Origin of the sequence: Streptococcus halichoeri, assembly GCF_009870755.1 — a bacterium.
Classification (GTDB): Bacteria; Bacillota; Bacilli; order Lactobacillales; family Streptococcaceae; genus Streptococcus; species Streptococcus halichoeri.
The window spans coordinates 12,678-28,459 of the sequence record NZ_WLZU01000013.1 but is presented as its reverse complement, the minus strand read 5'-3'; the positions used below and the strand labels follow the sequence as shown (position 1 = coordinate 28,459).

The window sequence follows — 15,782 nt, the reverse complement described above, 5'->3', positions numbered from 1 at the left end:
AAATAAAAATATTAGGAGATTTGCACATTGATGGCTAGGCTTATGCGCTAGAATTGGGTATACTGGAAGTAACTATAAAAAACGAAAGCATTGGTTATGAAATCCTTCCTTGAAAAGTTTAGTCTATTAAGTCTCTCGCTTATGATGATTTCCCCGTTTTCTGTCTCGCCAGCCATCCCCCAAATGATTCGCTATTATCAGAGGTATGGTTACCAGGAGGGCGCGGTTACACTTTTATTTTCCTTATCTTCTTTTGCAATCTTAGCGACCTTATTACTAACGCCTGTTCTTAGCCGCTGGCTCAATGAGCGTCAGACGATTATTTCAGGGTTGCTCTTGATTGCTCTGGGAGGGACGCTGCCTGTCTTTAGCCAAGCCTATCAGCTGGTCTTTTTATCTCGCCTCATCTTGGGCTTAGGTATTGGCTTGATTAATGCGCGAGCCATTAGTATGATTAGCGAACGCTTTTTGGGGACCCAGCGCATTAAAATGCTGGGTTACCGAGCTTCTGCAGAGGTCTTAGGCTCAGCAGCCTTTACCCTGCTGGCTGGTTACTTGCTGGTTTTTGGCTGGTCCAAGGCCTTTATGATTTACGCCTTTTCGCTCTTTATCTTGCTCTTGTATCTGCTCTTTGTCTCTCGGCCCGAGCCGCAAGAGCCTGGTTCTAATCCTGTTTTGAGCAAATCGCCTCTTAGTAAAAAGCAGATGGTGTACATTCTTTTACTGGCTAGCTACGCTGGCTTTGTGATTGTCGTGAATACAGCTACCACTCTTCGAATTCCAGTTGTGATGACCGAATTACAGATTGGCACAGCCAGCCAAGCCAGCTTGATTCTTAGCCTGATGATGCTGACAGGTATTCTTGCGGGTATGAGCTTTAGCTTAGCCTTGCAGTGCTTTAAGCAGCATTTAGTCGAGGCTTTTGCCATTCTTTTAGGCCTTAGCATGTTGCTCCTCTGGCAGGGGGATAATTTGGTTTGGATAACAATGGGTGCCCTCTTAACCGGCTATGTCAATAGCATCGCAGTGACTGCTGTCTTTCATCGCTTGGCTGAGCGGATGCCGGGCAATCAGCTCAACCAGGCCACGACCTTGGTTTTACTGGGCTGCAATCTCGGTGGTGGTGGCGCCGCTCTTGTTTTACAATTGCTCGTTGCCAAGTCCCACCAAGCGACCACTCCCTATCTCATTTTTGCCATCTTGAGCCTCATTCTTGGTATCCTTATCTTTTTTATGCGACCTGCCCTGGTGAACTACCTAAGCGATTAAGCAGCCAAAGGTCCTTACTTGACCTCCTTAACAGCTTTTGATACAATGAGATAGTCGTTAAGACATACCAACTTTTTCTTGGTTTTAGGCAGGCCAATCCTAAGACTCGGATTAAGCAAAAAAAGGAGACTTTATTATGGCAATCTCAAAAGAGAAAAAAAATGAAATCATCGCGCAATACGCACGCCACGAAGGCGATACCGGTTCTGTAGAAGTTCAAGTAGCCGTGCTTACTTGGGAAATCAACCACTTGAACGACCACATCCAAAAACATAAAAAAGACCATGCTACTTACCGTGGCTTGATGAAAAAAATCGGTCACCGTCGTAACTTGTTGGCTTACCTACGTCGCACAGACGTTAACCGTTACCGCGATTTAATCCAATCACTTGGACTTCGTCGTTAATAGTTTCAGAAAGAAAACCAATAGCTTAGCCTAGTCTTACCAGTCTTTAGACCGAGCAGACCCTTGCTTAATGCCTGACTTGCTAGCTGTCTATCGGTTATAGTTGAAAACGAGAAAATGCCTCAGCAATGAGGTGTTTTTTGCTGGCCAGACCCTTTGGCTACTAGGAGTACCAAAAAGTAAAAGAAGGGTAGAGGCCTAAAAATGGCAGATTCAAAAAATAAAGTTTATAAAAATAAATGACGCGAAAGAAGAAAAACGAGAAGTGAAAATAGGCAATTGACAACAACCGGAACTTGAAAAAGCACATTATCTATTGATTTTTGTAATAAGCTCATATATCTTTAAAAAAGACAGGATTTGAGCTTTAAAAGCCTTTCCCATTCTCCTATAATACTCTGAGTAGAAAATATTAGTTACCTTACGATATTTTTAATCACAAGGAAAAAGGAGAGAAAGACAATTGAAAACGACCACACCCAAGCGCCTTAATCGGCTAGTTTGCCGCTATGGCTTGACTTCGGCGGCCCTATTACTAACCCTCGGGGGGGGGTAAGCGTAAAGGCTGAAGAAGGAGTCAAATCAAGAGACACGGTAATAGCAGGACTTAGAAATGCAACTGCAAATTTAGAAAAACATCCAATTCCCCAAGTAGATCAATATGTTAAGCCAAATACCAGATTTTTAGGAGGTAATGACTACACAACTCCATCAATTCGTGCGTACTTACTCCAATTATACACATATCTGACAGAGGTACAAAAACGTGAAAATAAATGGAGAGAATTACTGTTTGATGGCATTAACGGGGAAGCTCTTCGAGGCCCTAAAGGAGATCGTGGTGAAACTGGTCCTGCTGGCCCGCAAGGTCCGCGTGGTGATAAAGGCGAAACCGGTGAGCAGGGACAAGTCGGCCCTCAAGGTCCAGCCGGTAAGAATGGAGACCGTGGTGAAACTGGCCCTGCCGGCCCCGCTGGTCCAATTGGTCCCGTAGGTGCACGAGGCCCTGCTGGTCCCCAAGGTCCGCGTGGCGATAAAGGCGAAACTGGTGAGAAGGGACAAACTGGAGAACGTGGTCTTCAAGGTGTTCCTGGTCCGCAGGGTCCTGCTGGTCAAGATGGCGCTAAAGGTGAACGCGGCGAGGTCGGCCCTAAAGGTGACAAGGGTGAGCAAGGCTTACAAGGCCTCCAAGGTGAGCGCGGTGAAAAAGGCGATCAAGGAATCCAAGGCGAGCGCGGTGAACAAGGTTTACAAGGAATCCAAGGCGAACGCGGTGAAAAAGGTGACCAAGGCCTCCAAGGTGAACGCGGCGAAGCTGGTCCTAAGGGTGACCAAGGTCCGCGTGGTGAGCAAGGGCCCCAAGGTCCGCAAGGCACACCACAAAGCCCAGACAAGCCAGAAGAACCATCACCCCATACACCTGAGCAGCCTCAAGAGCCGCATAAGCCAGAGGTGGAACCACCCCATGCCCCAGAGCAGCACCGGCCACAGGTTCCTAGTCAGCCTAAACAACCTCAAACACCTGAGCAAACGCCTCAAGACCGACCAGCTCCACAAGGTCAGTCAGCAGCGCCAACTGCTCCTAGTCGTCAGCCTCAGTCAGTGCCAGTTCAGCCTCAGCTAGCCCCAGCGCCAGCTAGACACCAGCACTTACCAGCGACTGGTGAGCAGCGCCAGCCATTCTTCACAGCGGCGGCCCTAAGTGTCATGGCTATGGCGGGTGTTCTCACACACAAACGTAAGGAAAATAACTAACAATCCTATTTTACAAACCACTACTAAAAAAGGTGTCTGTGCCCGTTCTGCCAGAGTCAAGCACAGGTGCCACCCACTCTTACTGAGTGATTAGAGTCCTTTCATCTAGCCTTTGAGCAAGAGGAGAGGACCAACTGCCAAGGACAAGGGAAGAGCCGACTCACTCTCCCCTTGTTTTTTGTTGTCTAAGCAAGCTTGGGCTAATAACAGCGACCCCAAGCGCATTGGTTTTTGAGGGTGGGCTCCTCGCTTTTCAAATAGCAATGTCAAAAACGCCTCAGCAATGAGGTGTTTTTTCTATCATTTGGCAAGCGCCATAAGGGATTTCTTTAGCAAAAAGTTTAGCGTAGCTTCCCTGAGCGGGTGCTATCAGCTATTTTTTAGTTGTCAGCCTTTCCTGGTCTTTCTTGCTGTTAAGTGATTTTTGGGAGTCTTCTCGATTATCTTGCTAGCTGCTTTAAAATAAGGCGTGAAGCTGCTGAGACCAGCAAGAGTCCAATTGTCTGTCTGAGCTAGCTCCGCGAGTTTGGACCCAATTAGGATTGAAAATGAAAACGCTTCACTTTATACTAATAGATAGGAGGAGATACCATGTTATCCCATGAGCTCATCAAAAAATTTCAGATCTTTTCCCAGTACCCTGAGCATACCTTGGAAGAATTTGGATCCATCTTACAAGTGAGCCGTCGCCAGCTACTGACGGATATTGCTCGTATCAATGAGAGTTTAGCCCGCTACGGCTTTCCTCAAATAACCTGTAATCAGTCAAAGGTTGGTGTTCCCCACATCACAGAAACAAGCTTGTTTGAGCGTCTGATGCCTGAGATGACCGACTATCTCTTTCAAGCCGAAAGACCAGCAATGCTTACTTTGTACTTGCTGCTGGCTAAAGACTTTGTGGCTATCACGCATCTGGAGAGCTTTGTGCAGGTTAGTCGCAATTCCATCCTGACGGATCTTAAGCTTGTGCGCAAGTGGACGCAAGACTATGGTGTCCAGCTAGTCTATACCAGACAAGAAGGTTATTACTTTGTCGGAGATGGGCTTGCTTTGCGGCGACTCTTGGAAGCCACGATTGCACACTTGCTGACCTATTCCACAGGGAAGTGGTTAATCACCTATGTGCTGATAACCTTAGACCTCCCCTGCCCAGTTGAGGAGCTGCATGCTAGCTTGCTTCGACTGGGTAACCGCTATGGCCTTGTCTATATCGCTGAAAAGATGAGAGGCTTGGCCTATGTTTTAGCCTTGTTAAGCCTCAACCCCTTTTGGCAACCCCTTCCTCGTCAAGGTGTGATGCAAAAAGAAGCTGCCTTTAGTCAAATCGCGCTGCTATTAGCTGACTTACTAAAAGGCTACCCCAGCCTTGAGCAGGAAGCTGAATTTATCCTGACGCGTCTCATTGGCTGTATCCAAGGAGATTTAGAGTGGGGTTATCATGCCGCTATCTATCAGATTATGGAGGAGATCATCCAATCCGTCTCTGTTAATACAGGTCTTGTCTTAAATGATACGCCATCACTGCGCAAGAATTTATACAGCCATTTACTGCCAGCCTATTATCGTATCTATTATGATGTGGAACTCCACAATCCGCTCAAGGACCAGATCAAAAGTCAGTATGCCTCTCTTTTTTATCTGGTTAAGCGCAGCTTATCACCCCTAGAAAAGCAACTAGGCAAAGCTATTAGTGAAGATGAGGTGGCTTATTTTACCATTCATTTTGGTGGGCGGTTGGAAAAGCCAAAGGCCAGTGAAAAGACACATTTGGTGGCTCTTTGTGTCTGTCCTAATGGGATTAGTTCGTCTTTGATGTTGCATGCGGAGTTAAAGCAGTTGTTTCCCCAATTGCAGTTTATTGAGATCCATCAGTTAGATAAGATTGCTTTGCTGGATGCCAGCACTTATGACTTGGTCTTTTCCACGGTTCATTTTCCCTGTCAAAAGCCAGTCTATGTGACGCAGCCGATTATGGGAGCTGTTGAGCGATTGATGTTAAAGAAAATGGTTTGCCGGGACTTTAACATTCCCTTGGCCAATCAGCTGGCACTGGATGAGTTGTTGGCTATTATTGATAAACACGCAACGATTAATAATCAAGAAGAGCTTGCTTATGATCTGTCAGACTATTTGATTGGCAATCATTTTGAAAAAGAAATTGGAGGACTTGGTCTATTGGAACTATTGACAGAAGATTTTATTCAACAAGAAACAGCCGTTTCCAATTGGCAAGAGGCGATTAGTCTAGCGGCTCGTCCCTTACTTGAGCATGGATTTATTGAAAAGCGCTATATTGAGGGCATGATTGCCTCTGTAAATGAACTGGGTGCCTATATTGTCCTTGCACCTAAGGTGGCAGTGCCGCATGCTGCCCCTGAACAGGGGGTGCACCACTTGGGGATGTCCTTATTACAACTCAAACATCCTGTAAGCTTTGATCTTGCCCATGAGGGTGATAATGACAAAGACGTCCAGCTCATCTTTGTCTTAGCTGCGGTTGATTCGACCGCACATTTAAAAGCTTTACAAGAATTAGCAATGATTTTAGAAGATGATGAGCAGATTGCTGCTTTGATTGCCGCACCAACAAAGCCAGAAATCCTTGCCATCATTCGCCAGATTATTGAAGAAGGAGATGCATAAAATGAAAATTGTAACTGTTTGTGGTAATGGTATCGGTAGCAGCCTCTTGCTACGTATGAAAGTTGAAGCTATTGCTGCTTCTTTAGGGATAGCAGTAGATGCGGAATCGTGTGATTCAAATGCTGCTGTTGGGAAAGGAGCAGACCTCTATGTGACTGTTAAGGAATTTGAAGATATTTTCCCGCAAGGCACCAAGGTGTGTATCGTTAAAAGTTATACCAATCGCAAAAAAATCGAAGAAGACCTCGTTCCTGTCTTAAAAGAAATGAGTGGTATGGCTTAATGACTGCAAGTATCCTCGATCACTGGATAGAAAGGACTTTCGTATGGAAGCATTATTAGCATTTTTTAGAGATATTTTAAAGGAACCGGCCTTTTTAATGGGCTTGATTGCTTTTGCTGGCCTGATTGCTTTGAAAACACCTTGGCACAAAGTCTTGACTGGCACGTTGGGCCCTATTCTTGGCTATCTTATGTTATCAGCAGGGGCGGGTGTCATTGTAGCTAATCTCGATCCTCTGGCCAAATTGATTGAGCATGGTTTTGGCATTACAGGAGTGGTGCCAAACAATGAAGCCGTCACTTCCGTTGCCCAAAAAGTCCTCGGAGTGGAAACTATGTCAATCTTAATTGTTGGCCTGCTCCTTAACCTAGCCTTTGCCCGCTTCACGCGCTTTAAATATATCTTCTTAACAGGGCACCATAGTTTTTTCATGGCCTGCCTCTTGTCAGCTGTCCTTGGTGCTGTTGGTTTTAAGGGAAGTCAGCTGATTTTGGTGGGTGGCTTCATTTTGGGTGCCTGGTCGGCCATTTCCCCAGCCATCGGACAAAAATACACCCTCAAAGTTACGGATGGCGATGCGATTGCACTTGGTCACTTTGGCAGCTTGGGCTACTATCTTGCTGCTTGGGTAGGAAGCAAGGTCGGCAAAGGCAGTAAGGACACTGAGGATTTGCAGATTTCTGAAAAATGGAGTTTCCTCCGCAACACAACAATCTCCACTGGCTTGATTATGGTTATTTTCTACCTAGTCGCAACCTTAGTCTCAGTGCTACGCGATGCATCGGTAGCCACTGGTCTATCAGCAGGTCAAAATCCATTTATTTTTGCTATTAAGAGTGGTTTAACCTTTGCTGTGGGTGTCGCCATTGTCTATGCGGGAGTTCGGATGATTTTAGCCGACTTGATTCCTGCCTTTCAGGGTATTGCCAGCAAGTTAATCCCTAATGCTATTGCGGCAGTTGATTGTGCAGTCTTTTTCCCCTATGCACCAACAGCTGTTATTTTAGGGTTTGCTGCTAGTTTTGTCGGTGGTTTGCTGGGTATGTTAATCTTAGGTGCTGCTGGTGGCGTGTTGATTATCCCAGGTATGGTTCCTCATTTCTTTTGTGGAGCGACAGCAGGGATTTATGGCAATGCCACGGGAGGCCGACGCGGAGCCGTGCTAGGAGCTTTTGCAAATGGTTTGCTTTTGGCTTTCTTGCCTGCTCTTCTCTTACCGGTTCTTGGCCGATTAGGTTTTACAAATACCACTTTTGGTGACATTGATTTTGGTGTCTTAGGAATCTTACTTGGTCGATTAGGTGCTTCACTAGGCCAATTGGGAATCTATCTCGTGGTTGGTTTGGTGGCCCTTGTTTTAGTGGTGCCTAACGTTTTATCTCATTCAAGCGAAGCCATTAATAATGTCAGTGATAACAACTAAAGCTATAGGAGGCAAGTATGAATAATCCATTAACAATAAAAGTATTCTCAGATGGTGCCGTTCTAGACACCATGTTAAAGGACCTGGACACGGGTTTGGTAACTGGTTTTACGACCAATCCTAGTTTGATGAAAAAGGCCGGTATTAGTTCCTACCTTGGTTTTGCCCAGGAGGTGCTTAGCCATATTAAGGACTACCCAGTTTCTTTTGAAGTTTTTGCAGATGATATTATCGGCATGCGCCAAGAAGCCAAACGGATTGCAGAACTTGGTGACAATGTCTATGTCAAAATCCCTGTGGTGAATTCTAAAGGCCAATCAACGGCCAGTCTGATTAAAGAACTTTCTGAGCAGGGGATTAAGTTAAACGTCACAGCCATTTTTACCTTGGATCAGGTGCGTGAAGTAGTTGAACATTTAACCGCTGGTGTGCCTGCTTTTGTCTCGGTTTTTGCTGGCCGCATTGCTGATACGGGTGTTGATCCAATGCCCCTAATGGCTGAAGCTGTGCAGATCTGTCATCAAAAAGCAGCGATCGCGTTGCTTTGGGCTAGCCCGCGTGAAACTTTCAATATTTACCAAGCCAATCAGCTCGGCGTTGATGTTATCACCTGTACCAGTGATTTAATAGCTAAATTATCATTAAGAGGCAAGGACTTGGAGCACTATTCCTTGGAAACAGTTCAAGCCTTCTTAGCAGATAGCAAGAGTCTGGGCTTTAAGATTTTAGAAGATGAGAATCTGCCGTCGTAAGCCTCATTAAAAAACTCCTCTTTGAAGGAGCTTTTTTAGTACAGAAATGTCAGTGAGAATAAAAGACAACCATGAATTTTTTAGGAATTTATGGTAAAATTGTGAAGATACGTCGTTTGATACAAAGAGGAGTTGATCAGTAAGTGTGACCGATTGCTTTTTGTAGCAAAACAACGTAGAATCTCGAAAAATGCTGAAAGGAAGAGTTTGCCTTTTTCAAAAAAGGCGAGAAACTTAAGGAATCATACATGTCCAAACAAACGTTTACAACCACTTTTGCTGGGAAACCTCTTGTTGTAGAGGTCGGCCAAGTCGCAAAGCAAGCCAATGGCGCTGTCATTGTCCGCTATGGTGACTCTACCGTGCTTACAGCTGCTGTCATGTCTAAGAAAATGGCCAGCGGTGATTTCTTCCCCCTCCAAGTCAACTATGAAGAAAAAATGTACGCAGCCGGTAAATTCCCAGGAGGCTTTATGAAGCGCGAAGGCCGGCCATCAACTGATGCGACGCTGACCGCTCGCTTGATTGACCGCCCCATCCGCCCCATGTTTGCCGAGGGTTTTCGTAACGAAGTCCAAGTGATCAATACCGTTCTTTCTTATGATGAAAATGCTAGCGCCCCAATGGCAGCGATGTTTGGCTCTTCATTAGCCCTATCCATCTCGGATATTCCCTTTAACGGCCCAATTGCTGGTGTACAGGTTGGCTACAGTGATGGGGCATTTATCATCAACCCAGACAAGGCGCAAAAAGAAGCTTCGCTATTAGAATTAACAGTCGCTGGGAGCAAAGCGGCCATCAATATGGTCGAGTCAGGTGCACAAGAACTATCAGAAGAGATTATGTTAGAAGGCCTTCTTCGTGGCCACAAAGCCATCCAAGACCTGATTGCCTTTCAAGAAGAGATCGTTGCCGCTGTCGGTAAAGCTAAAGCTGAAGTGGAACTCCTGCAGGTTGATGCGGACTTACAGGCAGAAATAATCGCTACATACAATGCTGACCTCCAAAAGGCTGTCCAAGTCGAAGAGAAAAAAGCACGTGAAGCTGCAACAGAAGCCGTCAAAGAAGAGGTTAAGGCCGAATATGAAGCCAGATTTGCCGAGGACGAGGACTTGCCTACCATTATGCGGGATGTGGCTGAGATCCTGGAGCAAATGGAACACGCTGAGGTCCGGCGCTTAATCACCGAGGAGAAGATTCGGCCTGATGGCCGTAAGGTCGATGAGATTCGGCCTCTGGACGCCCAAATTGACTTTTTACCAAAAGTTCACGGCTCAGGCCTCTTTACCCGCGGTCAGACGCAAGCCTTATCAGTCTTAACCTTGGCTCCAATGGGTGAAACACAGATTATTGATGGTTTAGAACCAGAATATAAGAAACGCTTCTTGCACCACTACAATTTCCCCCAATATTCTGTCGGAGAGACCGGACGTTATGGTGCAGCTGGCCGCCGTGAGATTGGCCATGGTGCTCTTGGTGAACGTGCTTTAGCCCAGGTCCTACCAAGCCTAGAAGATTTCCCGTATGCCATCCGTTTGGTGGCTGAGGTCCTCGAGTCCAACGGCTCATCATCACAGGCTTCGATCTGTGCCGGAACCTTGGCCTTGATGGCCGGTGGTGTCCCAATCAAAGCTCCCGTTGCTGGGATTGCCATGGGCTTGATTTCTGATGGGACCAATTACACTGTCCTAACTGATATTCAAGGGCTAGAAGACCACTTTGGTGATATGGACTTTAAGGTAGCAGGAACCCGCACAGGTATCACTGCTCTCCAGATGGACATTAAGATTGCGGGCATTACCCCACAAATCCTGGAAGAAGCCCTGGCTCAGGCTAAGAAAGCCCGTTTTGAAATCCTCGATGTGATTGAAGCCACCATCGCAGCTCCGCGGCCAGAATTGGCTCCTACAGCTCCTAAGATTGATACCATTAAGATTGACGTGGACAAGATTAAAGTGGTTATCGGCAAGGGCGGTGAGACCATTGACAAGATTATTGCTGAAACCGGCGTGAAAATCGATATTGATGAAGAAGGCAATGTCCAAATCTTCTCAAGTGATCAAGCAGCCATTAACCGAGCAAAAGAGTTAATTGCAGGCTTGGTGCGCGAAGCGAAGGTTGGTGAAGTTTACCATGCCAAGGTTGTGCGCATTGAAAAATTTGGTGCTTTTGTCAATCTCTTTGACAAGACCGATGCACTTGTGCACATTTCAGAAGTTGCCTGGACAAGAACAGCCAATGTTGCAGATGTTTTAGAGCTTGGGGAAGTTGTGGATGTTAAAGTCATCAAAGTGGATGATAAGGGCCGGATTGATGCTTCAATGAAAGCTCTCTTGCCACGTCCACCAAAGCCTGAAGCCACTGAAACAGCGACTGGCTCTACGAAACACTCTAAGAGTCATCGCCATGACCGTTATGCTCATAAACCTGAGCCTCATACTCCTAAAGATAAAACACAACTAGAAAATCATGACTAAAACTGCTATTAAAGAACTCGATCTTCGCCTGCGGGCCTTTATCCATGCCCCTGACAATTTTCTTGATGGTGTGGGCCTAGTAGATGCCCTGCACCAGTGCCCGGTCTTAGCTGCTAAAGAACCCTACGCGATTGATGTAGAAGGGCAAAGAGTGGTCCCGGTCTTTACCGATGACACCGACCTGGCCTTTTTTAAGGAGGAACAAAAGAGTGCGCAAGACCACTATTGGATGGAACGTTCGGTGGTTGCCTTAGTAGAAGAGGCCATCTCAGTGGGTGCGACAGGACTTGTTTTTAATCTGAAGAAAAAAGGTGATTTTGGAAATTCAACCATTTTCCAAAATAATGAATTGATTACATTTATCAACACTTACACCACTCTTTTGAATCAAGTCATGAGCGATGCTAATCAGGCAGCACAAGCTATGGACAAGGTTTATTTTGTTCCAGTTTTTGTCTTGCCACGCGACGACCAGCATTTTGATCGCCTGTTTCCGACCATGTCAACACCAGAGGGCAAAAGCTATGTTCCAGCTTTTACCAATTTAACCAGTCTGGCTAAGTGGTATAACCAGGACGACTTTGGCGGAGCTTTTCGCCGTGGCCAGGGTGTTATTTTAGCTTGGACAATTCAAGACATTTATCAGCCGCGCAATGGTGACAACGAGGTTGACGACACCTATGGTGTTGTCATCAATCCTTTTGATGAGCAACAAACCCTCATTGATTGGACGACAATCACCGAATAAAGGAGGCATCATGGGTTGGTGGAAAGATAGTATCGCAATTGTCAAGGAACAAGATCCAGCGGCGCGTTCATCACTTGAAGTGATTTTAACTTATCCAGGGATTAAGGCCCTGGCCGCCCACCGCTTATCACATTTTCTTTGGCAACATCATTTTAAGTTACTAGCACGCATGCATAGCCAATTTTGGCGTTTTTGGACCAATATTGAAATTCACCCGGGTGCACAAATTGCCCCTGGAGTCTTCATTGATCACGGGGCGGGCCTAGTGGTTGGCGAAACTGCAATTGTTGAAAAAGGCGCCATGCTCTACCACGGTGTCACCCTTGGTGGTACAGGAAAGGATGTTGGTAAGCGCCATCCAACAGTTCGCCAAGGTGCCTTGATTTCAGCCCATGCGCAAATCATTGGACCAATTGAAATTGGTGCTAAGGCCAAGGTTGGAGCAGCAGCTGTCGTTTTAAGCGATGTACCAGAGGACGTAACAGTAGTTGGTGTTCCAGCTAAAATTGTTCGCGTGCATGGGAAAAAAGATGAGCAGGTGATTCAGGACTTGCAGCAGCACCGCGAGGCGGCCTATTCTGCATTAAAAAAATAAAAATAGGTGAAAATGCTATTTGAACAAATCAGTAATGATTCTTTGGACGAGACAGGACAAATAAATGATTAAAATTTATGATACACTGACACGCACATTAAAGGACTTTGTTCCCATCAATGAAAATCTTGTCACGATGTATATCTGTGGCCCTACGGTTTACAACTACATCCATATTGGCAATGCGCGATCGGCTGTGGCTTTTGATACGATTCGCCGTTACTTTGAATACACGGGATTCAATGTAAACTATGTGTCAAACTTTACAGACGTTGATGACAAGATTATCAAGGCAGCAGCCAAAGCAGGCATTTCTCCTAAGAAACTGTCTGATCGATTTATTGCTGCTTTTATCGAAGATACCAAGCAATTAGGAATAAAACCAGCTACCAAGCACCCTCGGGTTATGGATTATATGGCGGAAATTATTGCTTTCATCGAGGAGCTAGTGGCAAAAGGCTTTGCCTATGAGGCTCAAGGTGATGTGTATTTTCGTGTTCGCAAATCGCCCAACTATGGTCGCTTAGCCAATAAAACCCTAGAAGATTTAGAGGTGGGTGCTAGTGGCCGCATAGATAGCGAGACGGCCTTGAAAGAAGATCCGCTGGATTTTGCTCTGTGGAAGGCCGCTAAGCCTGGTGAGGTTTCGTGGGATAGTCCCTGGGGCTTTGGTCGGCCGGGTTGGCATATTGAATGCTCGGTCATGGCTACAGAAATTCTGGGTGCTACGATCGACATTCATGGCGGTGGGGCGGATTTAGAGTTTCCTCATCATACCAATGAAATTGCCCAATCTGAAGCAAAGACTGGTCAACCTTTTGCCAATTACTGGATGCATAATGGCTTTGTCAATGTGGACAATGAAAAAATGTCCAAGTCACTTGGCAACTTCATTACGGTGCATGATTTGCTCAAAACAGTGGATGGCCAGGTATTGCGCTTCTTTTTGGCGACCCAACATTACCGCAAGCCTATTAATTTTACAGACAAAGCTCTTCATGATGCGCAGATTAATCTCAAATACCTTAAAAATACGGTGCAACAGCCCTTCACAGGACATGCCCCTCAAGGAGAGATTGAAGAATTCATTTTTGAGTTTAGGGCGGCGATGGACGAGGATTTCAATGCGCCAAATGGCATTACTGTTATTTATGACTTTGCTAAGTGGATTAATTCGGGTCACTATACCGCCAATGCCAAAAAGGAACTGGAAAAAATGCTAGCCGTTTTTGGGATTGCTTTTCAAGAAGAAGAGCTTGATGCGAGGGTTGAGGCCTTAATCGCTGAGCGCCAAGCAGCCAGAGAGCAAAAAGACTTTGCACGTGCTGACCAGATTCGCGACCACTTAGCTGCGCAAGGCATTAGATTACTAGATACTAAGGACGGCGTGAGGTGGAGCCGTGACTAGTGTGGATGTCAGACTTATTAATGGTATTGCCCTAGCTTTTGAAGGCGACGCTGTTTACTCTTACTACATTAGGCGTCACTTGATTTTTCAAGGGCAAACCAAACCCAGCCAGCTGCATCACAGATCAACCAGATATGTTTCAGCCAGGGCTCAAGCCCAGCTGATTCAGGCGATGTTGGATCAAGGCCTGCTGACCGAAGAAGAGATAGCCTACTACAAACGCGGCCGCAATACCAAGAGCCATACCAAGGCCAAAAATGCCGATGTCATCACCTACCGAATGTCCACTGGCTTTGAGGCCGTGATGGGTTATCTGGATATGACAGACCAAAAGCAGCGCCTAGAAGAATTGATTGCTTGGTGCATCAATTATGTTGAACAAAAAAACAAAAAGTGATGTGAAGGTGGTGTCAAACGATTAGGTCTAAGGGCTCTGGCACGTGCCTCACTCCAGATAAGTAATTAAGGCTTGGGTAAAGATCCCAAGCTTTTTTAGTCTGCTTTGGTCTTTGCCCCTTACTAAAAATGGTGCTAGTCATTAACCTTAAAACTTGCTTTTTTAAATCAAAACTTTACAATGAAGGTGTAGAAACTTTTACTAAGGAGGAAAAGCATGAAAGCAGCAAATAGATTAGCAACTCTAAGCACAGCAGTGGTAGCCGGAATTTTGTTATTAAGTACTGCCCCACTAGCACAAGCACAAGAAGCCAGTGTGCCTTTTGCCTCAACAAATCCTAGCCCAGTCATCACAACCAAAGCGCTGCAAGTACAGGCCCAGATGCGCCCCAACCAAACCATTGTGGATACGACGCTTCAACTAGCACCGCCATTAACCAAAGGCGGAAAGTTAGAGATAGCCCTGCAAGATCAGGCCGGGCACGTCCTTGCTCGGATTCCCTTTGAGTTAGCACCAGCCATTAACCAAATGTCAGCTTGGTTTGACCTAAACGGTTATAGTGCTGGTACGTACGCTATTCACGTGACGCATACGGATGCCCTAGGACATCTAACCCAACAAAGCCAGCTTTTCCATTATTCAGGACACGAGGACTCGCGACAAGCCTAGGCTTTGCTTTTACCCTAACTAACTACCAACGGCCCTGGCCCTAATCTGTGGCTTTAGCCTATGACCTAATCTACAGCCCTAACCTAGCTTGGGATGTGATCAAACAAGTTGGCACCTGACTAACTTGTGTCATCGCATCCTTTTGCTTTTTTCGCCCACTCTAGTCAAGCTTTTACTTAGAATCATGGTATAATAGAAGATATGAAAACAAAAGAAGTGACTGAAACCCATGATGATATTGTCTACGGTGTGCACGCTGTTAGCGAAAGCCTAGCGGCTAATACTGGCAATAAGCTCTATATTCAAGCAGACCTACGGGGTAAAAATGTTGATAAAATCAAGGCCCTTGCCGCCCAAAAGAAAGTCTCCATTGCTTGGACGCCTAAAAAAACCCTGTCCGAAATGACCCAAGGAGCTGTGCACCAAGGTTTTGTACTGCGCGTGTCAGCTTTTGCTTATGCTGAGCTAAAGCATTTATTAGCCAAAGCAGAAAAAGAACCAAACCCGCTTATTTTAATCCTTGATGGCATTACCGATCCGCATAATCTCGGCTCGATTTTGCGGACAGCTGATGCCACCCAAGTTTGTGGCTTGATTATCCCCAAGCATCGCGCTGTTGGTGTTACGCCAGTGGTTGCTAAAACCTCAACTGGAGCAGTAGAGCACGTGCCGATTGTCCGTGTGACCAACCTCAGTCAGACCATCGAGCTCTTAAAAGCACAGGGGTTTTGGATTTTTGGGACAGATATGCAGGGGACACCAGCACATCAATGGCAGACGGCAGGAAAGCTAGCACTGATTATTGGCAACGAAGGTAAGGGACTTTCTCACAATCTCAAAAAACAGGTTGATGAAATGATTACCATTCCCATGCAAGGCCATGTGCAAAGTTTAAATGCCAGTGTTGCGGCAGCTATTCTCATGTATGAGGTTTTTCGTCATAAGCTTTAGGAGAAT

Annotated in this window: 14 protein-coding genes; all 14 read left to right on the top strand. The window is 45.9% G+C overall.

Translation table 11 applies throughout. From position 1 onward, the window contains the following. The first annotated feature begins 96 nt into the window (after window positions 1-96). The 14 genes from GWD08_RS04565 to rlmB all read left to right on the top strand — a co-directional run bounded on the left by GWD08_RS04565 (window position 97) and on the right by rlmB (window position 15,776). Window positions 97-1,269 (top strand): MFS transporter, encoded by a 1,173-nt coding sequence (locus GWD08_RS04565; RefSeq protein WP_159564462.1) that lies wholly within the window; start codon window positions 97-99, stop codon window positions 1,267-1,269. Between the two features lie 136 nt (window positions 1,270-1,405). Further along, entirely contained in the window at window positions 1,406-1,675 is a 270-nt protein-coding gene (gene rpsO, locus GWD08_RS04560) for a 30S ribosomal protein S15 (protein ID WP_159543081.1), read from the top strand. Between the two features lie 501 nt (window positions 1,676-2,176). Beyond that, complete coding sequence (locus GWD08_RS08845) at window positions 2,177-3,430, top strand: LPXTG cell wall anchor domain-containing protein (RefSeq protein ID WP_280114351.1); 1,254 nt, start codon at window positions 2,177-2,179, stop codon at window positions 3,428-3,430. A gap of 591 nt (window positions 3,431-4,021) precedes the next feature. Beyond that, on the top strand, window positions 4,022-6,073 hold the full coding sequence (locus tag GWD08_RS04550) for a BglG family transcription antiterminator (protein ID WP_159564460.1): 2,052 nt from the start codon (window positions 4,022-4,024) through the stop codon (window positions 6,071-6,073). Window position 6,074: 1 nt separating this feature from the next. Next, window positions 6,075-6,356 carry a PTS sugar transporter subunit IIB gene (locus tag GWD08_RS04545; RefSeq protein WP_159543075.1) on the top strand — a complete coding sequence of 94 codons (282 nt, stop codon included), beginning with the start codon at window positions 6,075-6,077 and terminating at the stop codon, window positions 6,354-6,356. A 43-nt stretch (window positions 6,357-6,399) separates the two neighbouring features. Continuing rightward, window positions 6,400-7,779, top strand: coding sequence for a PTS ascorbate transporter subunit IIC (locus GWD08_RS04540; RefSeq protein WP_159560636.1), 1,380 nt, complete (start codon window positions 6,400-6,402; stop codon window positions 7,777-7,779). A 17-nt stretch (window positions 7,780-7,796) separates the two neighbouring features. Next, a complete protein-coding gene (locus tag GWD08_RS04535) occupies window positions 7,797-8,531 on the top strand; it encodes a transaldolase (protein ID WP_159564458.1) in 735 nt (244 codons plus the stop codon). Between the two features lie 248 nt (window positions 8,532-8,779). Further along, complete coding sequence (pnp, locus tag GWD08_RS04530; RefSeq protein ID WP_159564456.1) at window positions 8,780-11,008, top strand: polyribonucleotide nucleotidyltransferase; 2,229 nt, start codon at window positions 8,780-8,782, stop codon at window positions 11,006-11,008. Next, window positions 11,001-11,756, top strand: a complete 756-nt coding sequence (locus GWD08_RS04525; protein ID WP_159564454.1) for an SseB family protein — start codon at window positions 11,001-11,003, stop codon at window positions 11,754-11,756. Before pnp ends, GWD08_RS04525 begins: the two co-directional genes overlap by 8 nt. A gap of 10 nt (window positions 11,757-11,766) precedes the next feature. Further along, window positions 11,767-12,351, top strand: a complete 585-nt coding sequence (gene cysE / locus GWD08_RS04520; RefSeq protein ID WP_159543065.1) for a serine O-acetyltransferase — start codon at window positions 11,767-11,769, stop codon at window positions 12,349-12,351. A gap of 64 nt (window positions 12,352-12,415) precedes the next feature. Next, on the top strand, window positions 12,416-13,759 hold the full coding sequence (gene cysS / locus GWD08_RS04515) for a cysteine--tRNA ligase (RefSeq protein WP_159564452.1): 1,344 nt from the start codon (window positions 12,416-12,418) through the stop codon (window positions 13,757-13,759). Beyond that, a complete protein-coding gene (locus GWD08_RS04510) occupies window positions 13,752-14,156 on the top strand; it encodes a Mini-ribonuclease 3 (RefSeq protein ID WP_159564450.1) in 405 nt (134 codons plus the stop codon). Before cysS ends, GWD08_RS04510 begins: the two co-directional genes overlap by 8 nt. A 216-nt stretch (window positions 14,157-14,372) precedes the next feature. Then, window positions 14,373-14,825, top strand: coding sequence for a hypothetical protein (locus GWD08_RS04505; RefSeq protein ID WP_159564448.1), 453 nt, complete (start codon window positions 14,373-14,375; stop codon window positions 14,823-14,825). A 201-nt stretch (window positions 14,826-15,026) separates the two neighbouring features. Further along, window positions 15,027-15,776 carry a 23S rRNA (guanosine(2251)-2'-O)-methyltransferase RlmB gene (gene rlmB, locus GWD08_RS04500; protein WP_159543056.1) on the top strand — a complete coding sequence of 250 codons (750 nt, stop codon included), beginning with the start codon at window positions 15,027-15,029 and terminating at the stop codon, window positions 15,774-15,776. Window positions 15,777-15,782 lie beyond the last annotated feature (6 nt).